At 41.4% G+C, this 19,314-nt stretch carries 16 protein-coding genes, 1 tRNA gene and 1 riboswitch; of the genes, 7 read left to right on the top strand and 10 right to left on the bottom strand.

Annotated elements, in window-relative coordinates; all coding sequences use genetic code 11:
- Position 1: 1 nt before the first annotated feature.
- From AC1DVK_RS07140 to AC1DVK_RS07130, 3 genes are all read right to left on the bottom strand, one after another.
- A complete protein-coding gene (locus AC1DVK_RS07140; RefSeq protein WP_061465837.1) occupies positions 2–1,057 on the bottom strand; it encodes a FecCD family ABC transporter permease in 1,056 nt (351 codons plus the stop codon).
- Positions 1,020–1,985, bottom strand: a complete 966-nt coding sequence (locus AC1DVK_RS07135) for an ABC transporter substrate-binding protein (protein ID WP_477626171.1) — start codon at positions 1,983–1,985, stop codon at positions 1,020–1,022. The genes AC1DVK_RS07140 and AC1DVK_RS07135 overlap by 38 nt, the downstream gene beginning before the upstream one ends.
- Before the next feature lie 160 nt (positions 1,986–2,145).
- A riboswitch (cobalamin riboswitch) is annotated at positions 2,146–2,320 on the bottom strand.
- Positions 2,321–2,406: 86 nt separating this feature from the next.
- Positions 2,407–3,309 (bottom strand): polysaccharide deacetylase family protein, encoded by a 903-nt coding sequence (locus AC1DVK_RS07130; RefSeq protein ID WP_477626170.1) that lies wholly within the window; start codon positions 3,307–3,309, stop codon positions 2,407–2,409.
- A 188-nt stretch (positions 3,310–3,497) separates the two neighbouring features.
- Here AC1DVK_RS07130 and AC1DVK_RS07125 point away from each other — a divergent pair.
- Positions 3,498–3,571, top strand: a tRNA-Arg gene (locus tag AC1DVK_RS07125).
- 381 nt (positions 3,572–3,952) lie between these two features.
- Here the strand turns inward: AC1DVK_RS07125 and AC1DVK_RS07120 are convergent.
- Entirely contained in the window at positions 3,953–4,816 is an 864-nt protein-coding gene (locus AC1DVK_RS07120; protein ID WP_477626137.1) for a hypothetical protein, read from the bottom strand.
- A gap of 901 nt (positions 4,817–5,717) precedes the next feature.
- Here AC1DVK_RS07120 and AC1DVK_RS07115 point away from each other — a divergent pair.
- Both AC1DVK_RS07115 and AC1DVK_RS07110 read left to right on the top strand, forming a co-directional pair.
- On the top strand, positions 5,718–6,194 hold the full coding sequence (locus tag AC1DVK_RS07115; protein ID WP_477626136.1) for a GNAT family N-acetyltransferase: 477 nt from the start codon (positions 5,718–5,720) through the stop codon (positions 6,192–6,194).
- Positions 6,195–6,498: 304 nt separating this feature from the next.
- Positions 6,499–6,654, top strand: coding sequence for a hypothetical protein (locus tag AC1DVK_RS07110; RefSeq protein WP_477626135.1), 156 nt, complete (start codon positions 6,499–6,501; stop codon positions 6,652–6,654).
- Between the two features lie 218 nt (positions 6,655–6,872).
- Here the strand turns inward: AC1DVK_RS07110 and AC1DVK_RS07105 are convergent, their stop codons facing one another.
- A complete protein-coding gene (locus AC1DVK_RS07105) occupies positions 6,873–9,065 on the bottom strand; it encodes a DNA topoisomerase III (protein ID WP_410860661.1) in 2,193 nt (730 codons plus the stop codon).
- Positions 9,066–9,326: 261 nt separating this feature from the next.
- Here AC1DVK_RS07105 and AC1DVK_RS07100 point away from each other — a divergent pair, with 261 nt between their 5' ends.
- Together AC1DVK_RS07100 and AC1DVK_RS07095 are read left to right on the top strand one after the other, a co-directional pair.
- Positions 9,327–10,877 carry an ABC-F family ATP-binding cassette domain-containing protein gene (locus AC1DVK_RS07100; protein WP_061465848.1) on the top strand — a complete coding sequence of 517 codons (1,551 nt, stop codon included), beginning with the start codon at positions 9,327–9,329 and terminating at the stop codon, positions 10,875–10,877.
- Complete coding sequence (locus AC1DVK_RS07095) at positions 10,859–10,987, top strand: hypothetical protein (RefSeq protein ID WP_477626134.1); 129 nt, start codon at positions 10,859–10,861, stop codon at positions 10,985–10,987. The genes AC1DVK_RS07100 and AC1DVK_RS07095 overlap by 19 nt, the downstream gene beginning before the upstream one ends.
- Here the strand turns inward: AC1DVK_RS07095 and AC1DVK_RS07090 are convergent.
- From AC1DVK_RS07090 to AC1DVK_RS07080, 3 genes are read right to left on the bottom strand one after another with little or no spacing between them, the layout of a single operon-like run.
- A complete protein-coding gene (locus AC1DVK_RS07090) occupies positions 10,984–12,171 on the bottom strand; it encodes a class I SAM-dependent methyltransferase (protein ID WP_477626133.1) in 1,188 nt (395 codons plus the stop codon). The two genes, AC1DVK_RS07095 and AC1DVK_RS07090, sit on opposite strands and share 4 nt — an antisense overlap.
- A gap of 33 nt (positions 12,172–12,204) precedes the next feature.
- The gene (locus tag AC1DVK_RS07085) at positions 12,205–13,113 is read right to left on the bottom strand and encodes a phosphotransferase (protein WP_477626132.1); all 909 of its coding nucleotides are present in this window, start codon (positions 13,111–13,113) and stop codon (positions 12,205–12,207) included.
- A gap of 15 nt (positions 13,114–13,128) precedes the next feature.
- Positions 13,129–14,826, bottom strand: coding sequence for a DEAD/DEAH box helicase (locus AC1DVK_RS07080; RefSeq protein ID WP_477626131.1), 1,698 nt, complete (start codon positions 14,824–14,826; stop codon positions 13,129–13,131).
- Positions 14,827–15,131: 305 nt separating this feature from the next.
- Between AC1DVK_RS07080 and AC1DVK_RS07075 the strand changes: the two genes are divergently transcribed.
- A complete protein-coding gene (locus AC1DVK_RS07075) occupies positions 15,132–16,424 on the top strand; it encodes an NCS2 family permease (RefSeq protein ID WP_477626130.1) in 1,293 nt (430 codons plus the stop codon).
- 97 nt (positions 16,425–16,521) lie between these two features.
- Here the strand turns inward: AC1DVK_RS07075 and AC1DVK_RS07070 are convergent, their stop codons facing one another.
- Entirely contained in the window at positions 16,522–17,061 is a 540-nt protein-coding gene (locus AC1DVK_RS07070) for a hypothetical protein (protein ID WP_410860668.1), read from the bottom strand.
- Between the two features lie 8 nt (positions 17,062–17,069).
- The gene (locus tag AC1DVK_RS07065; protein WP_284469144.1) at positions 17,070–18,263 is read right to left on the bottom strand and encodes a ParM/StbA family protein; all 1,194 of its coding nucleotides are present in this window, start codon (positions 18,261–18,263) and stop codon (positions 17,070–17,072) included.
- A 519-nt stretch (positions 18,264–18,782) separates the two neighbouring features.
- On the opposite strand from AC1DVK_RS07065, the gene AC1DVK_RS07060 reads away from it, so the two are divergent.
- Positions 18,783–19,064: an FAD-dependent oxidoreductase gene (locus tag AC1DVK_RS07060; protein ID WP_477626169.1), complete on the top strand. Its 282-nt coding sequence runs from the start codon at positions 18,783–18,785 to the stop codon at positions 19,062–19,064.
- The last annotated feature ends 250 nt before the right edge of the window (positions 19,065–19,314 follow it).

Raw genomic sequence — 19,314 nt, 5'->3', positions numbered from 1 at the left:
TTTACCCTTCTCTCCGTCTCTTTAATAAAATCAGCGCAAATGCCGGTGCCCCGATAAGTGAGGTGATCACCCCGATCGGCAGTTCCGCGGGGGCAATGATCGTTCGTGCTACAAAATCCGCCAATATTAAGAATCCGCTTCCTATCAACAATGACAACGGAAGCAAATGTTTATGGTCAGGTCCCCAAATCTTCCGGACAAAATGAGGAATGACCAATCCTACAAAACCAATCGCCCCTGAAACGGCAACGGCTGCCCCTGTCAATGTCGAACCGGCTATCAAGATCCACATTTTCCGCCGCTTCACGTTTACACCTAAGTGTTTTGCCCGGTCTTCCCCGAAAGTCATCGCATTCAATTCGCTTGCATTCATGATCAAGGTCAACGAACCAATGATAAAAAACGGCAAAATGATTACGATATAATTCCATCCGCGCATTGAGACGCTTCCCATCAGCCAGCCGATGATTTGTCTTAATTCTTCACCCGTCAGCGCAATCATCAATGAAATGAAGGCACTTAAAAACGAGCTGAAAATGATTCCCGTTAAGATGATCGTTTCCACTTTCATCGACCGATCCATTTTTTTTGCAAAAGTCAGTACGCAGAGCATCGTGAGCACTGAACATAAGATGCTCAATGCCGGAAGAGTATATAAACCGATGAATGGCAGTGATATATTCAAGAATATTGTCAATACGGCGCCGACCGATGCTCCTGAAGAAATACCTAATGTGTAAGGATCAGCGAGCGGGTTCCGGAGCAGTCCCTGAAAGGCTGCCCCGGCAATCGCAAGTGATGCCCCAACCAAACCAGCGAGCAGCACACGCGGCAAGCGGATGTTCATCACGATATTCGTAAGCATCACATCCGGATCGGCAGAAATCGGCAAGTGAAAAATCTCCTTGCCGATTATTTGTATAAGTACGGAAATCGGAACTGGCACCGAACCAAAGGAAATGCCTATCGTCATTGCGAATAACAAAATTAACAACGCAATCAAATAAGCAAACGCCCATTTAGTTGTCAAATTGGTTCGGATAGACTGCTTTTGCAAGTTCCTCTACTCCTTCTATTAAGCGTGGACCGGAACGGGTCACCAAGTCAGAAGGGACATCAAAGACTTGGCCATTCTTAACGGCATTTACGTCTTGCCATCCTTTTCGGCCTGTCACTTCACTTACTGGATCTTTTGTATAATTACCATACGTTGTAATGATGACATCCGGATTTGCAGCAATCATCGACTCTTCATCAATTTTTGCCCAGCCGTCCAATTCAGCAGCAGCGTTATCCGCTGAAATAATATGAAGCATTTCATCCATGAAGGTATTTTTTCCAGGTGTATATATATCCGGTGATGGCGAAACCTCAATTAAAACGGTCTTCCTATCCGCTTCCTTAACGGATTTGACTTTTTCCTGAATATCCTTGAGCTTCGTTTTCATATCCGCAACGATTTCGCTTGCCTTATCATTTTCCCCCGTTGCCTTTCCAATCATTTCAATAGATTCATAGACTTGGTCAAAGCTTTGTGCATCATTGACTACAAGGACATCTATTCCAGCATCCTTAAGCTGCTTTAATCCCTCATTTGAATTATGGGCACTTGATGCATGGGCAAGAACAAGGTCAGGCTTCATGGAGACAATCAGCTCCGTGTTCATTTCCATTCCGCCAACTTTTTTAATTTTTTTCGTTTCTTCCGGGTAATTATCATTGTCGGAAACACCAACGACCTTTTTACCTAAACCAAGTGCAAATACCACTTCTGTATTACTTGGTATCAACGTAACGATTTTCTTCGGTTTTTGTTCTATCGTTACTTTTTCGCCCGTTGCATCTTTAATCGTAATCGGGAAAGCGTCGTGTTGAGCATGATTCGTTTGCTGCTTTTCTTTTCCTTCATCAGTAGCGTCACTGCAGCCAACCATCATGCCTGCAGTCAGTAACATCAACAATATCAAACCAAAAATCTTCTTCATTTTCATTCCCCACAATCTTTTCATTTAATTTCTTCACCTAATAATCTCGGAAGGCACCCAAAACAAAAAGCACCTCCCGTTAAACGGAAGATGCTTGTATGGCAACAATATCATTACGGACTCTTAGGGTCTGCCACACACCTTCCCATCCGCGTAGGTTACAGGTGTACGAATCTTGGCAGGTCTCCTGGCTCATGGTCATCGTCAACGGCACCTTCCCATATCCCATACAGTGGTACACAGCCGTCAGCTCCCAAATACAGTGGCGGGACCGCGCTGGCATTTCACCAACTTCCCTTTTAAGTCATTAAGACACCAAATCGTTCATATGTATACAATTTTCACTGCCTTCATTATACACCATGTAAGAATCGATTATTATATGATTTTTCTGAACAAGTTTGAAATGCACCGTCCATTTTCAATGATTTGAAGCATTTTCTATCAGCGACGCGAACCCATCGACTGATAATCCAGGTGAAATCCGAACTCGATGCAAGGCATACATCCCTTGGTCCCTTGAAGCTCCTCCAGGTTCAGTAGTGACTGCCATCTTGTATCCAGCTTCTTCTGAAAGCCTGAGACTCTCTTCATTATAACGACCAACTGGATAGGAAAGCACTGTCGTGTCCTGTTGCAGGATACGATCAAACAGATCCTTTGACTGGACCATTTCCGCTTCTTGCTGCTCTGCCGTCATTCGGTTCAGCTCCAAATGGTTGATAGTATGGCTTTCGATCGAAATCCCCTTCCCCCTCATCTCCATCATTTGATTTTCAGTCAGGTGATGACCTTTATCGATGGACTTCCCGATCATGAAGACAGTCGCTTTCATATCATATTCTTTTAGTATATGGAAAGCGTCCGTGTAGTTATCTGTATAGCCATCATCAAAAGTAAGCCAGACACACTTTTCACTCGGCATCCGATTTTCGGTTAAAACGAGAAATGCTTCTTCAGGGGATAATGTGTAGTAACCATTTTCCCGAAGCCACGTCATTTGTAATCGGAATTCCTCTTTTGGTACCCGAAGGCCATTGCCTTCAGAAATGCTATGATACATCAATATTGGAAGCTGTACCGCGGACTTGGCCGTTATCCAGTCTCTCGTATCGATTCGTTCAGTATATAATTCGTCCTCCGAATCCTGCCCAGTGTCATTCTCCGCTGCTGCAGCCACTTCAATGTTATCTTCCGTGATAGGCGCAGCCGTCTTTGTGCCTATACCCTCTAAAATCCCTTGTGAGCATGCCGGTAAAATTAAAATCCCCAGCAGCGTCACCATCCATAAAACTCTATAATTCCCCACTATCATTCTCCTAATTTTTTCTAGCATAATAGTACCAGAAAACCAGGAAATAATAAAGTATTCCATTTAATGAAGAGTAAGGAAACAGGAGAGCTGAGTGCCCCCTAAGCGTCTAGATGTTTTTTTTCATAATTATTATTGCTATTAACTTGAAAAGTTTGCCTATAAGAAATATAATAAATAAGTCGTCGACTTTTTTATATGTCCCAGTAGCTCAGCAGGATAGAGCGACAGCCTCCTAAGCTGTAGGTCGTAGGTTCGATTCCTATCTGGGACGCTAATTTTATAAACCCTGTTATAATGCGGTTTCTCCGTGTTGTAGCAGGGTTTTTTCTGTTGTTATGACCGTTAAAAGCCGTAAATTGCATGTAGGATAAAAGCATTTCTGTACGTAGGAAACAGTGATATTCCATTTCACTATTATTTTTCTATGTCTGGAGGTGCTTTTTTTCATGAAGAAACAAAGACACAAAAAAAGGAAGAGGGACTACAAAAGTCCCTCTTCCTTTTTCACTTTATTTTTTTGAAATTTTTCTTAATAAATATAAAGCGTATATGATAGCTGGTATAGCTCCAATCATTAAAATCATCTTTATTAAACCAAATATAAAAAAAGAAGGCGATACATTCATTTTTTAATTCAACCCCATTAAAAGTTTTAATCTCTATATGTGTATTTTGAATAAACACGAGCACTTTTACTACTTTTAGTTAATTGAGTAAGTTTGAGAGAACTAGTAAGACTTACATAGCCATTAGAAACGCTACCACTCAATTTATAATTTCCTACAGCATTCATATCATAACCTACTTTTTCAGCTTTTGAATCAGTAACATCACATGAAGCATCTACATTTGACCAAGTAGTACCTTTTGTTCCTGCTACAGAACAATATCTCATTTTCAGCCCATAATCACCAACAGAATAATGATTACCTAATTTTAAGGTAGCAACAGTGACCCCTAAACTTTTTAATTTAACCCAAGCAGTATACAATCTATCTCCATAATCTTTAGGTCCATGAATCCATTTCCCCATCTCCGTAGAGGTGATTGCCAGAGCCTGTATGCTTCTTGAATTACTGTTATCAACTTCATCTGTTGAACTAAGGTCAACAGATGAACCATCGCTTAATTCTATTGTTGTAGGTCCTTCAGAATTAACATTAACATTTGATTCGTCTGATAAAGCTTCTTTAATCTCGTTCCATTTCTCTTTCTGGTATTGCTGTGCCACCTCTTCAGGTACAGACTCTACAATTGTATTTAAAAGATCTAGTTTATCGTTGTTTGAAAGACTTTCTACTTGATTAGATTCTTCAATACTTTTTAATACAGCAACTAAATCATCGGAATCGCTATTTTCATTTAATTTTTTAGAGTATAAATCAGTTGCCTGCTCCAATGAGTATTCTGATTTTTCTGGATCAGAAGCTTCAGCTTTATTAAATCCCGTACCTGAAACAATAATCCCAAATCCCAAAACGCCTGTAAATACTTTTTTGCAAAATCTTAAATTCATTTGAAAAATTTCCCTTCTTTAGTAAAATATTTATATACTAGCAAACATATACTAATATAACTAGTAATTGTACATATTTTCCTACTAATTATGAAATAATTACCTAAAATGTGTATTTACGACAAAAATTATATTAATTGATTAAGTTGACTGTCAGGCAAATTACACTCATCATTGAAGAAAAACTCGTGAAACTCATAAGTTAGAGTACCTGCTACCCCTATTGACGTTAACACCACAGCACTTGCCATTACACTTAACACGTACAATGTAGGGTGCGACTCACTACCACAATAGAATGAGTGAATTAGAGATTAGATTAAGGATTAGAGTCAGGACCCTACCCGGGCAGGATTTAACCTCTCAAATACTGATCCATAGGAAAGGTACGAAGAAATATCCGAAGGGTATATGGGGTGGACGTCGGTACCTCCCTCTGACCCGACTACTAGTTGGAAAATATACACCACGGTTGAGAAAACACATTTACAAATTACGGTAATTAACTATAAGCATAAACCGCAGCCGAACACTTTTCAGACTCCTTTTCTATATCCTTGTTATGATGATCAAATTTTCTATGTGCGAGGATTTTGATGCAAAAAGATAAAAGCTACATTTTGTCAGGGGAATTTTTAAAGATGTGAAGTCATAGTCGCATCTATTAAAAAAATTCCACTTTCTGCTTTGCCTCCCTTTTTTGACTGCAAATTGTAGTTATCATGATATGTATCGGATAAATCTTTAAAATTGGATGGTAAATAATAATTAAAAATCTAAAATATTACCATTCTTGAACATTCGGTGAACTTTAATTTTAAATGGCACTAATTATTTAAATTAAGAAGATAGCCGGCTTCGTAATGTAATATATAGAAGAAGGGTTAGGGGGGAGCATTTTATGGAAAAGGTAAATTCCGTTGAGTTAAAGCATTTTTCAGATGAATATTCCGAAAAACTAAATCAGTTTGAACTGCCTGAAGAACAAGGTCTATTTACTGCCTTGCCAAACAAGTTTACAGACGTTACAAAAGGGCAGCATCGTATTGTCATTTTAAGTGATGATGAACCTGTGGGTTTCTTTTTACTGCATTCAACAGATCGCGTAAAAGAATATTCGACTAACCCCAATGCCATATTGCTGACCGCATTATCAGTTGATCGTGAGCAGCAGGGAAAAGGCTATGCAAAACAAGGGATGTTCCTACTTGCCGAGTTTGTTAAATCAGAATTTCCTAATTGCGATGAAATTGTATTAGCTGTCAATCATAAGAACATCCCCGCACAAAAGCTGTATGTTAGGGCTGGATTTCATGATACGGGTTTGAGAAAGTTTGGAAATATCGGCGAACAATATATTATGAATTTAACCATTTAATTCATATTCATTTTTTTATTTCGATAAATATCTGCAGAAAAATAATGGATATACATTACTGGTATATAATTACACTTTTTTTAAAAGAAATGTTTGAACCTGTCCCAGCCGGGTATACAAATACTGTAAGACATTCTCACCAAAGGAGATGATGTGCACGATGAGTACAATCAGAAGCCAATGGAACAAAGAGAATGACGCAGCGGTGTTTAGTCCCGGTGATCAGCGTTAGAGTCAATTGAAGAGTTAGATGATAATCAAAAAGGGAATTACTAGTCTTCTCACCCAAAGGAGGATACTGATCATGAGTATTTACAGCCTATGGAATCCAGAGAATGATGAAGCAATTTTCAGTCCGGGTGATCAGCAGCCATTCTGTACGCTTACACTAGTGGATTCGGATAAACACAAAAAAAAACTGACAAAACACTTGAATATGAATTGCACGGGACCGTACTGAATGAAATTTAGTCGTAGCCGCGATATATGGAAAGGGATGGAGCGAATGCTCCATCCCTTTCCACTGTCTTTTTTTATGAATTTCGCCACTTCATATTGTCTGGAAAGATAGCCCTGCGGAAGCAGAAAACTGCAAGGATTATGCCCACTCTGCCCATGCAAATAATCCCACAAAAAGAGCCCTCACTATAAAAACTAATAGTGAAGGACCTATTTCTTTTATTTATCGAATTTCAGTTTGGCCAAAGCATCCGCTAAAGCAGTATTGATCGGCTCTTCTTTATTTTGCTTTTTCATATAATTGGAGACTTCATTTTTTGATACTTTTTGATTTTTATTTTGCCCTCTTCGTTTATTGTAAGAAGAAAGCTTTTCGTGAAAACCGCATTTACATGTGAATGTCTGTGCTTCTCCTTGACCGCGCATTTCCATCTTTTTGTGACATTGTGGACATCTGGCATTTGTTACACGTGAAACACCTTTTTTGTGGCCACATTCACGATCTTGACAGACAAGCATTTTCCCCTTTTTACTATTCACTTCAAGCATCAGCTTGCCGCAATCAGGACATTTCGTTCCTGACACGTTATCATGCTTGAATTTTTGGTCACTATTTTTGATTTCATGAACGATATTTTTAGCGTAGGCGCGCATATCGCCGATGAAAGCCTGTTTTGCTAGCTTTCCTTTTGCAATTGCTGTTAACTTTTGCTCCCATTGAGCTGTCAGTGCTGGAGATCGTAAGTCTTCAGGTGCCAATTGAAGGAGTTGTTTTCCTTTCGAAGTAACATGAAGGCCCTTCCCTCTCTTTTCGATCAGGAAGCTATTGAACAGTTTTTCAATAACGTCAGCTCGCGTTGCAACAGTCCCAATTCCGCCAGTTTCACCCAGAGTCTTGATGAGTTCTTTGCTTTCCCCTGTCATGAAACGAGCAGGATTTTCCATTGCCGAAAGAAGTGAGCCTTCATTGAATGGTTCCGGCGGTTTCGTTTCACCCTCTGTTTGTTTCACAGTCGAAATGGTTAAACTGTCACCTTTTTGAACGTTCGGAAGCAGTTGCTCGGCAAGGCCATCTTTAGATTCTTCCTCATCAAATTGATGATCATAGACTTCCTTCCAGCCTGATTTCAGGACGACCTTCCCTTTTGCCATGAACGTCTCCTGCCCCATTTTCGCGGTTATGGTCGTTTGCTCATATTCAAAAGGCGGCATCAATACGGCAAGGAACCTTTTAACGACCAGATCATAGATTTTCGATTCTTTGTCGCTCAGTTTTCCCGGTAGCGGCGTTTGCTCAGTGGGGATGATTGCATGATGATCCGATACCTTACTATCATCCACGAACGATTTATTGGCCTTAATCGGACTGCGCAGGATCCTCGATGCATACTGGGCATATGGTTTAATGCTGACGGCCTGTAATCTTTCTTTTAGCGTATCAACTAAATCCGTTGATAAAAAGCGTGAATCCGTCCTTGGGTACGTCAAGACTTTATGGCTTTCATATAAGCGCTGCATGATCGATAATGTCTCTTTCGCCGAATAGCCGAATTTCTTATTGGCGTCCCGTTGAAGTTCCGTTAAATCATATAAAGAAGGGGCAAAACTTTTCTTATGGGCTTTGTTCACTTCCACCACTTCTGCCTTTTTCCCCTTCACGGCTGCTAGAACCTTTTCTGCCTTGGCTTTATCGAATGTGCGTATATCTTTTGATTGGGCATCTTGCCAGATTAGGCGCAAATCGGATTCTGCATTTGCCGAAACGCCATAATATTTCTTAGGCTGGAATTGTTTTATTTCTTCTTCCTTTTTTGCAATCATCGCAAGTGTCGGCGTTTGGACCCGACCGCAGGATAACTGGGCATTGTGCTTGGTTGTAAGGGCGCGTGTCGCGTTCATCCCAACGATCCAGTCCGCTTCCGCTCTGGCCACAGCAGAGGCAAATAGATTTTCATACTCCTTGCCATCCTTCAGCTTTTTAAATCCATCTTTGATCGCTTTATCCGTTACAGAGGAAATCCAAAGCCGCTTGATCGGCTTCTTCACATTCGCTTTTTCGAGAATCCAGCGTGCAACAAGTTCCCCTTCACGGCCTGCATCTGTTGCAATGATGATATCCTTGACATCATTGCGGTTCAGCTGTGTTTTAACCGATTGAAATTGCTTGCCTGATTGCTTGATCACGACCAATTTCAAAGAATTCGGCAACATGGGCAGGTCCTCAAGGCGCCAAGTTTTATATTTTTCATCATACGTTTCCGGATCTGCATGTGTCACCAAATGACCTAGAGCCCATGTGACGATATACTGATCGCCTTCAAAAAAACCATTACCCTTTCTCCCGCAATTCAGCACTTTTGCTATATCTCTTCCGACCGAAGGCTTCTCGGCCAGTACGACTGTTTTACTCATAGTAAACATCCTTCCCTTTTAAACTGATTTCTCTATTATCTCACATAATTTATAACAGGGCGATAATGCATAGGCATGGCATCCAAAAACAGGTCCAACAGGTGTCGACCCTATATTCATCATTACGCTTTTTCCTGCCAAGGGCTCGATTGTCACCAAAGGGCATATATGTAAATTAATAGATTAGATAGCAATCCCGTGCAGATTTTAGTATGATGAAACGTAGGGATTTTTTCAAATTAATTGGGAGGTTCAATATAAATGAGCTTACTTTCTATAGATAAATTAGCACACAGCTTTGGCGACCGCACCTTATTCAAGGATGTTTCCTTCCGCCTGATGGCCGGCGAACATGTTGGTCTGGTCGGGGCAAATGGTGTCGGAAAGTCAACAATGATGAATATCATTACAGGACAGCTTATCCATGATGATGGCCGGGTGGAATGGACACCTGGTGTCGAATATGGATATCTAGATCAGCATACGATACTTTCTAAAGGTAAATCGATTCGCGACGTCTTAAGGGATGCATACTTACCTTTATTCGAGCAGGAAAAAGCATTGAATGAAGTAACAGAGAAAATGGGGACAGCCACTCCAGAAGAACTTGAAGAACTCTTGGAACAAATGGGTGAAATCCAGGACAAGCTTGAAGCCGGTGGTTTTTACAATCTGGATATTAAAATTGAAGAAGCGGCACGCGGCTTAGGGTTGGATGCAATCGGATTGGACCGTGACGTTTCTGCCCTAAGCGGTGGACAACGGACAAAAGTTTTACTAGCCAAGTTACTTTTGGAACAGCCTGAAGTATTGCTCCTTGATGAGCCGACGAACTACTTGGATGTAGAGCATATCCGCTGGCTGAGCAGCTACCTAAAGGAATATCCTAATGCTTTCTTATTGATTTCGCATGATACCGAGTTCATGAACGGCGTCGTCGACGTCATTTTCCATCTTGAATTTTCAAAACTGACCCGTTACACGGCAACTTATGAAAAATTCCTTGAGCTTGCCGAATTGAATAAAAATCAGCACATCAATGCCTATGAAAAACAGCGTGAATTCATTAAAAAGCAAGAAGATTTCATTGCAAAAAATAAAGCCCGTTACTCAACGACCGGTCGGGCAAAGAGCCGTCAAAAGCAATTGAATCGCATGGAACGTATCGATCGTCCAGAAACTGCAATGAAACCTACCTTTGACTTTAAAGAATCACGTGCGAGTAGCCGTTATGTATTTGAAGGCGAGGATTTGGAAATTGGATATGACCGCCCATTGCTTCCGAAGTTGTCCATGACAATCGAACGGGGAGAAAAAATTGCCGTGGTCGGCTGTAATGGAGTTGGAAAATCCACTCTTTTAAAAACGATTTTGGGTAAAATTGATCCTCTAGGCGGCAAAAGATCACTTGGCGATTTCCTTTTTTCTTCTTATTTTGAACAGGAAGTCAAAGCAGGCAATACGACACCGATCGATGAAGTGTGGAATGCATTTCCGCATCTAGACCAACCACAGGTACGTGCCATTCTTGCCCGTGTCGGTCTGAAAAACGAGCACATTACACGTCCAATGAGCCATTTAAGCGGTGGTGAACAATCAAAAGTACGTCTGTGTAAACTTATGCTTACCGAAAGCAATTGGCTGTTATTCGATGAACCGACTAACCATTTGGATGTCGTTGCAAAAGAAGAACTGAAACGTGCATTGAAAGAGTATAAAGGAACGATTGTCCTCGTATGCCATGAACCTGACTTCTATGAAGATTGGGTTACCAAAGTATGGGATGTAGAAGAATGGTCGGCTCAAAATTAATTTTTTTAGGGGATGTCGCAGAACGCGGCATCCCCTTTTATTATGAAGTAAATAAAAAGCTGACTGAAAAGGCTCATTCAGTCAGCTTTATTTCCTTAACAGCAGCTTAAACTCGTTCCGCCACCAATGTATATGTTTTCGGAAGTCCAATATCGTGGATTTTATGATTCGGTTCTTCCTCGAGTACTTTAATAACAAGCCCTGATTGACCTATTGACGTTATAAGTTCCCCGATTGTCCATTTACGCTGTACAACTCTTGAAAGGCTCCCCTTTTCCTCATCCGGCATATGCTTGGAAAAAGCGACCTCATTATTTTCGATTGCCGGGGCAAAATAGTTTCCTGTTATCTTATGCTTTTTGCCATTCGAAGTAATGAGCTTTGTTGAAATCGGGTGAAATTCATGCAGTACGAATCGGCCTCCGGGTTTCAACATCGATTTAATTTTTTCAAATAACGGCTGGAGATCGATTAAATAATGAAGCACTCCAAGCTCCATTAAGATCAAATCCTGATTCCCTGATTCATGTTCCGACGGTAATGAAAGCACATCGGAAACAATATACTCGATGGAGACATCGGACCCATTTGCCAGCTCATTTGCAAACGTTGCGTTTTCCTGGGAAAAATCAACAACTTTCACTGTGGCTCCCAATATGGCCATCGCAACTGCTTTGACACCGTTCGACCCCATCAAATGAGTGATTTTTTTGCCGGATATGTCCCCCATATATTTATAAAAAGGGTGCAGTCTCCATTTTGGGTTTTGCTTGATTTTCGATGCCAGTTCCGCAGGATTTCCATAACGATTGACAAGCGCTAAGTAATTATTCTGGTTCCACGCCTGTTCATTTTCCGCTGTGAACCCTTTCTGCTCGGCAAATAAGTAAGCATGAATCTCGGCACTGTACCTTCTCATTTCTTCATCGTATAAATAACTGTACAACGACCTGCACCATACCTCCATATCCCCCATCTTTATAGACAAACGATAAGGGTCTGTTTTAATGGTCGTGTTAAACCTGCAGTGGACAGTGACAGAAATCCCCTCGACATCCATTTGAAAAGAGGCAGTCTCAGGACTTTTTTCAGGATTTGTCGGGGAGTATTCGGAAAAAAGATCTAATGCCTCATCAAAAAGATCCCATTGTACATCAATGACGATGTTCTCATAATTATCAATATCCACTCCTTGCACGAACAGAGCAGGTCGACCTGTATATTGATAAGGAATATTAGCTTGTTCCAACATATTCCCCATTAATGTGATTGCATGATAATAACTTGCCTTCATATGAACCTCCTAGACATCAAAAGAGCATTACAATTATTCTTCTATAGCAAATTTCAAACCGGTACTCGTAATGGCTATCAGCTCTTCATCATGGCGGTCAATGCCATAAACGAGTAATGTAACAAGCATATATATTGCTCTGAACCTGGCTAAGCTCTCCGTTTCTTTTTCGATTTTACCATAGATTTCAAAAAAGCCTCGGCGTGCTTCTCTTGGGAAATAACTATATAAAAAGGATAAATCAATGGCAGGGTTTCCGATATGCACATCTCCCCAATCAATGATACCTGTAAGAACGCCTTCGTCATCAAGTAAAACATTTCGGATATGAATGTCTCCGTGAACGAGTGAACTCGGTTGCGGAGCACCCAACTCGCCTAGCCCTCCAACAAAATCTTTAACCGCATCAGCTTGTTCAAAGTATCCTAGCATTATTAGATTTGAGACATTTTCCATTAGTGACTTCTTGCGATAGGATACATCAAGCCTCATCATCCCATCAGGCTGTACACCTAAATGCTTAGCCCTTTCCACAGGGAAACGGTGAACAACTTTCAAAAAATGGGCAAATCTTTTTGCCGATTCAGCCTTCTTTGCTTTTGTTCCTTCTACAGGCAAGTGTCCCTTTACCATTTTATAACCGGTAAAAGGATAAGGATATAATGTACTTGGTTTCCCAAAAAAGATTGGTTCAGGGATATCAAGCGGAAAAGTCCCTGCAATTGAAGGCAAAAGCTGATTTTCCAACTGAATCAACGTAACTGCAATAGGGCGGCGAGGGAAACGGAATACAAATTGCCCATTGATTTGTATGACCGTATTATCGAACCCCTCCCCAAGCTGCTTGATCTCTTTCAACTCAATTTCCGGAAACTGCAGCATGATCAATTTTCCTGCAAGCTCCAACGAAACTGGATATTCTGCCAACCAAGGCTTTTCCACTCCAGTCTCCCCCTTTTACCGGTTTCTCCCTCTATTGGGGCTGCTGCCTGATCCACCCCTAAGATTACTTGGCCCTTGTGCACTGTTTGCTCTACGGCTGTCTCTGTGATCTCCTCGTGGATTGTCACGCTTTGGTCCACGGCTGTCTCCCGATCGGCCTCCCCGTGAATCTTCACGTTTGGGTCCGCGGCTGTTTTCCATCCGGCCTCCCCGTGAATCTTCACGTTTTGGTCCACGGCTGTCTTCCGATCGACCTCCCCGTGAATCCTCACGTTTGGGTCCGCGGCTGTTTTCCATCCGGCCTCCCCGTGAATCTTCACGTTTGGGTCCGCGGCTGTTTTCCATCCGGCCTCCCCGTGAATCCTCACGTTTAGGTCCGCGGCTGTTTTCCATCCGGCCTCCCCGTGGTTTCTCCCTCTCGATTTCACGATTGTCCGCTTGATTTACAGAACGGTGACTGCCTCGATTCGGTCCTCTCGTATCTATCCGTTCCCGATGGCGCCTTCCCCCTCCTGAATGCGGTCGGCGGGTACCCACTTCAGCATTATCATCATAACGTTTCTTTTTTTGTCCCACCTCATCAGGTTGGAACATTTTCACTCCTTCAATCGTCTTTCTTTCGATTTTCATGGAGATCCCTTTTTCTATATCGCTTAAAAGCTGAAGATCCTTCGTGGCAATGAAGGTTACAGCCAAGCCATTCTCACCCGCTCGTCCTGTACGGCCAATTCGATGGATGTAACTTTCAGCGTCCTCGGGAACATCATAATTGAATACATGTGTCACACCTTCTACATCAAGTCCTCGTGCAGCAACGTCCGTTGCCACTAAATATTGAAGCTTGGCATCCCTGAAGTTTTTCATGACGCGTTCCCGCTTTGCCTGTGAAAGGTCCCCATGGAGTTCTTCAGAATTGAATCCGGCTGCCTTGAGGGCATCATTCAAAACTGAAACGCGACGTTTTGTACGGCAAAATATGATCGCCAGGTATGGCTGTTCTTCTTTAATTATGTTAATTAATGAAGACTGTTTGGCACGATCGGTCGTTTCGATGACAAGCTGTCTGATTTGCTCGACCGTTACTTGCTCAGCCTTCACAGCGGCAGTTAATGGTTTATTCATGTAGCGCTTAGCCAATTGATGCACTTGTTCAGGCATCGTCGCTGAAAAGAGCAACGTTTGGCGCTCCTCTGGAAGCTGACCCATGATTTCTTCCACTTCTGGTAAAAATCCAATATGGAGCATTTGATCAGCTTCATCCAGCACAAGTGTTTGAGTTTGGGAAAGGTCAATGGTGCCCCTTCTTAAATGATCTAATAACCTGCCTGGTGTGGCAACCACCACAGAAATATTTCTTGTCAGCTTTTTCATTTGCTGCTCGACATCCTGTCCGCCATAAACTGCAAGCACCTGAAGTCCTTCGATTTCATTGGCGAATTTTTTCAATTCGGCTGTGATTTGCAAAGCCAATTCTCTGGTTGGCGTGACGATCAGGGATTGTATGTGGGATGCAGCAGGATCGACTTTTTCCAGGATTGGCAGCAAAAACGCCAAGGTCTTCCCCGTTCCCGTCTGCGCCTTCGCGATGACATCTCTTCCAGCAAGGATATCCGGTATCGATTTCTCCTGTATGGGGGTGGGGCTGGATATTCCTATTTGCTTTAATATCATGTTAATCGCCGGGCTGACGCCAAGGTCGATGAATTTTGTCATGTATTTGCCTACTTTCTGAATTTCTTCATTTTATTGACTTGTAAACCAACTTCAGGAAATGGATACACTTCCTTCACTAAAGGTCATTTTTCTTAGTCTAAGCTATTTGTTAGTATATCATTATCTATTTTCGAGAAAACCTGTCACTTAAAATTTTTCATGCTATTGTACTTTAGTTATTTTTCTAATATAATTTATAAGGTTTTATTATCCATACTATCAAGCTGCTTACTTGAAAAAGGGTAAGCAGCTTATCCTTGTAGAGTTTTGCAAGGATTTTTTTTATATAAAAAAGGAGTGACCGCATGTTTAAATTAAAAGAACGGAATTCAAATATTAAGACCGAAGTACTTGCGGGGCTTACAACCTTTTTAACACTGGCTTATATCATCGTTGTAAACCCAATGATCCTTTCTGATGCCGGAGTTCCTTTCGACCAGGCATTCACAGCAACCATAATCGCAATAATAGTCGGTACCCTATGCATGGCCCTTTTGGCCAATTACCCAATTATCATAGCACCGGCCATGGGATTGAATGCTTATTTTGCATACTCGGTACTGGGAACCCATGATATCTCATACACAGTTGCCTTTTCGGCGGTCTTTGTTACCGGTATCATCTTTATCCTTTTATCACTTACCTCTTTCCGCTCAAAATTGATTGAGGCCATCCCCAATAACTTAAAGCATGCAATCAGTGCCGGAATCGGACTTTTCATCACCTTTATCGGACTTCGCTTGTCAGGTGTCGTAACACAGCATGAATCCAATCTAGTCACCCTTGGAAGCTTCAGGGACCCTAGTGTGGCACTTACATTGGTTGGTCTGGTCATTACGATCGTGCTGATCGTACGTAATGTACAGGGTGCAATATTCATCGGGATGATCGTGACTGCCATAATCGCTTTCTTTACAGGCCAATTGGAAGTGGATGGTCTTGTTTCCACTCCTGCATTACCTGAAGGGATAATAGTCGCCAATCCAATCACATCTATCGCGGATGTCATTAACTACGGGCTTTATGGCGTCGTCTTCTCCATTTTACTTGTGATGTTATTCGATACGACAGGTGCTTTATTAGGCATTGTTCGCCAAGCCGGATTGTTGAAGAATAATAAGCTTGAAAAATCCGGCAGTGCTTTTTTTGCAGACTCCATCGGCACTACCGTTGGTGCCATGTTCGGTACAAGCCCGACAGCAGCCTCAGTTGAATCTTCAGCTGGGGTAGGAGCAGGCGGCAAGACAGGCTTAACCGCGTTAGTTGTGGCCATCCTTTTCTTAATAACTGCCTTCTTCAGTCCACTGATAGGGGCTGTTTCAAATGTAGCGGCAATCACGTCACCAAGCTTGATCATCGTGGGTAGTATGATGATCAAGAGCATTAATGAAATTGACTGGACACACTTTGATGAGTCATTCCCAGCCTTTTTGGTCATTGTCGCCATGCCGTTAACGTCAAGCATCGCAAACGGGATAGCACTTGGATTCATTGCCTATCCCATTTTAAAAATGGCTAGAGGCAAGTTCCGTGAAGTGCATCCGTTCGTGTACGTGTTTGCTATTCTATTCCTCTATCAACTGATTTTCCTAGCTTGATCATTTCAAGAGGAACCCCCTGTGGTTCCTCTTTTTTTAACCAGCTCTCCAATAAAAAGAAGGATATCCAACTTTTCGTCAGATATCCTCCTATATATTACTGGTTCATTTGATCAAGAAAATCACCCAGGAGATCATCAAGATTTTCCTCTTCTTGTTCGGGTTCTTCCACTTGTTGTTCGGGTTCTTCCAAACTCCAATCAAAATCATCCAGATCTCTCTTAGGCAAGTCTTCCTTGACCCCATCCACTTCCTTTTCTTCAAGCTCAACTTGCATATATTCCTCATTCGATCCATTACTGTTCAAAGAGGCAAGCAAGGCCGTAGCGCGTAAAGGATCGGATAAAAGGTTGTACATAATCGTTCCAAGCATAGCTTCTGAGTGGGAATGCTTGAGCCAATCACGCTGAGATTTGCTTAGCTTGTTCGGCATGGGCAGGGCAATCATTTCCCGATCCTGATGGGTGGATTGCCCGACTCCATCGAGAACATACTCGGCAATTTTACTGGAAAAATTCCTTCTTTCCGTTTCCTTCAATTTCTGCAGCTGTCTTAACGTATAGTCTGATACATCCGAAGGGATACGAAAAGTGATGGCTTGCCCTCTTTTAATTTCAGAAGAAGCTGTTTTTTTCATTCTCTCACCTATTTAATGGAACCCGTTCTTTGTTCTTTCTTCTTTTGCTGGGACTGATTCTGTTCCTTTGCATTCCGGCGTTTAAAATCCGAAATCAATTTATAATAGGCGTTTGCCATCATCCAAACGCTTTCCCGCTCATCTTCGAAAAAGTCTATATTGTAGCCATCGAAATTTTGATTCAATGTTTTCAAGTAATCTTTCAGGACAATTGATCCCCCGCCTACAAAATAGCAGATTTCCGTTTGGGAATTTTTTTGCCATACATTGCGCAGGTGGCGATATTGCTTTTTGGCCAGTTCTCCCAAAATACGGTCAACGATATCATGGACACTAGTCCGGCTTCCGCGAACCATAATATGATTGCGATCATTTTTCTTCGTGATGATTTCAACGACGTCGCGTCTGCTATCCAGCTCGACACCATGTTTCTTCCTGATTTCTTCACGAATCGATTCAAGGGCTTCAGCTACTCCCAAATTGAATCCTTGAGCTTTGTCATCGTCAACTTTACGGTTTTTAATGACCGCGATATCTGTCGATAATCCACCGATATCCTGAATGAGTATTCTTCTATCTATTAATTCACGGTTAATGATATTCAAATCTTTATCCATGACCAAATTTATGTATGCAGCGAAGCCTTCTGGATAGACTTTCACTTCATCGAATTTGATATTAACCTTCATGCCTTGGTATTTAGGAGTAATTAAAAATTCCACCTGGTGGACTGAACCAAGTAATTTCGAGCGGTACCCGACGTCTTTCCCTTCTTTAACCTCCCGAAGTGGCAACCCTGTTCCAAGCGTATAGTTGGCTTCCACAACATTATTCACTTTTTTGAATGTATCGTTGTCTCCCAACTTGGCAGCGTCTAATGCAAGAGCCGCAAAAAGCATGACTAATGTTTGATCTTCTTCCGATTTACTGCTTCCTAAATCCAGTTCTGTAGGATTATCACTTTTTGTCGCCAAGTTCCCAACGCGATAAATCGCATTATTGTCTTGCAGAGCCGGTGAATGGACCCTAATATGAATCCCTTCCAATGGGTTTTTTTCATTAAGTTCCTCAATCCCAATGACCGGACGGTCCTCTATGTCTTTTGCAATGACATTCGGTATATATAGTTCAGACTCTAGCTTTCCAAAAATAGCTTTGATAGCATCATTTCCTACGTCTACTGCTGCGATTCTAGAACTCATCTAAAAAACATCCCCTTTTTTATAGAAAAAAAATAGTGAAGCATTCCCTTTAAGGATAGAAAAGGTTTCCACGATAGTCAATCCTTCATTAGTAATAGCTAGATTTGTCGAATTGTTTTCAAATTGTTTACAATAGGAACAAATATGTATACACCTTATATATAGCTATGTGTACGCATTTGCACACAGGTATACGTAATTGTACACGATGCATCTTTTTTTGTTTACACGTATACGTTTTTGTACACAAACCTTATATTGTATTTTTAATTGATCTTTCCCCCTACAAAAATAAGCGTATAAATAGTGAATTTGGTTGTGGTAATAAATGGGCGATTCATTAATGAACTGTACAGAGGTATTCAATGATTGAGAAAAATACAGAAACCTCCAAATTTGGGAACCTTATTGGCGCAGTCCGTTAACTTTCCCTTCTTTTTCTAAACTAGATACAGATATAACCGCTGACGTCTTAATTGCAGGCAGCGGAATTACAGGGATTACTCAGCTAAACAAGGTATTAAAGTTACACTGATTGATGCTGGCGAAATCCTTAATGGAACAACGGGACGGGACACACCACAGCATGGACTGATTTACGACCAGTTGATCACCGAACATGGAGAAGAGAAGGCCAAACTCTATTATGAAGCGAATGCAGATGGAATGAAATTAATCAAAGACTTGGTAGAATTACATTCCATTGAATGTAATTTGACTGCACAGGATGCCTATATTCACGCGAATACTGATGAATATAAAAGTAAAATTCAAAAAGAACTAAAAGCCTATCGAAACTAGCCATTCGCGAGGATTATGCAGAAGAAATGCCTTTCTGCTTGTAAATCTTCTATGATCCAAGCACAGTTTCGCCCCTTTAAGATATTTGACGGCCCTCCTCCCCACGATTCTGGAAGCTCAAAAAGTTATCCCGATAGTCATTCCTTCATTAGTTGTAACTATATTTGTCGAATTGTTTTCAATAGAAAAAAATATGTATACACCTTATATATAGCCATGTGTACACAATTGTAAACATGAATACATATTT

The sequence above is a fragment of the Peribacillus sp. P4_B1 genome (genome assembly GCF_056402395.1).
This window is presented reverse-complemented; position numbering and strand designations above follow the sequence as displayed.

Coding starts and splice junctions, on each gene's coding strand:
- AC1DVK_RS07135 (WP_477626171.1), bottom strand. CDS start 1,985: ATGAAGAAGATTTTTGGTTTGATATTGTTGATGTTACTGACTGCAGGC.
- AC1DVK_RS07120 (WP_477626137.1), bottom strand. CDS start 4,816: ATGAATTTAAGATTTTGCAAAAAAGTATTTACAGGCGTTTTGGGATTT.
- AC1DVK_RS07115 (WP_477626136.1), top strand. CDS start 5,718: ATGGAAAAGGTAAATTCCGTTGAGTTAAAGCATTTTTCAGATGAATAT.
- AC1DVK_RS07110 (WP_477626135.1), top strand. CDS start 6,499: ATGAGTATTTACAGCCTATGGAATCCAGAGAATGATGAAGCAATTTTC.
- AC1DVK_RS07105 (WP_410860661.1), bottom strand. CDS start 9,065: ATGAGTAAAACAGTCGTACTGGCCGAGAAGCCTTCGGTCGGAAGAGAT.
- AC1DVK_RS07100 (WP_061465848.1), top strand. CDS start 9,327: ATGAGCTTACTTTCTATAGATAAATTAGCACACAGCTTTGGCGACCGC.
- AC1DVK_RS07095 (WP_477626134.1), top strand. CDS start 10,859: ATGGTCGGCTCAAAATTAATTTTTTTAGGGGATGTCGCAGAACGCGGC.
- AC1DVK_RS07090 (WP_477626133.1), bottom strand. CDS start 12,171: ATGAAGGCAAGTTATTATCATGCAATCACATTAATGGGGAATATGTTG.
- AC1DVK_RS07080 (WP_477626131.1), bottom strand. CDS start 14,826: ATGACAAAATTCATCGACCTTGGCGTCAGCCCGGCGATTAACATGATA.
- AC1DVK_RS07075 (WP_477626130.1), top strand. CDS start 15,132: ATGTTTAAATTAAAAGAACGGAATTCAAATATTAAGACCGAAGTACTT.
- AC1DVK_RS07070 (WP_410860668.1), bottom strand. CDS start 17,061: ATGAAAAAAACAGCTTCTTCTGAAATTAAAAGAGGGCAAGCCATCACT.
- AC1DVK_RS07065 (WP_284469144.1), bottom strand. CDS start 18,263: ATGAGTTCTAGAATCGCAGCAGTAGACGTAGGAAATGATGCTATCAAA.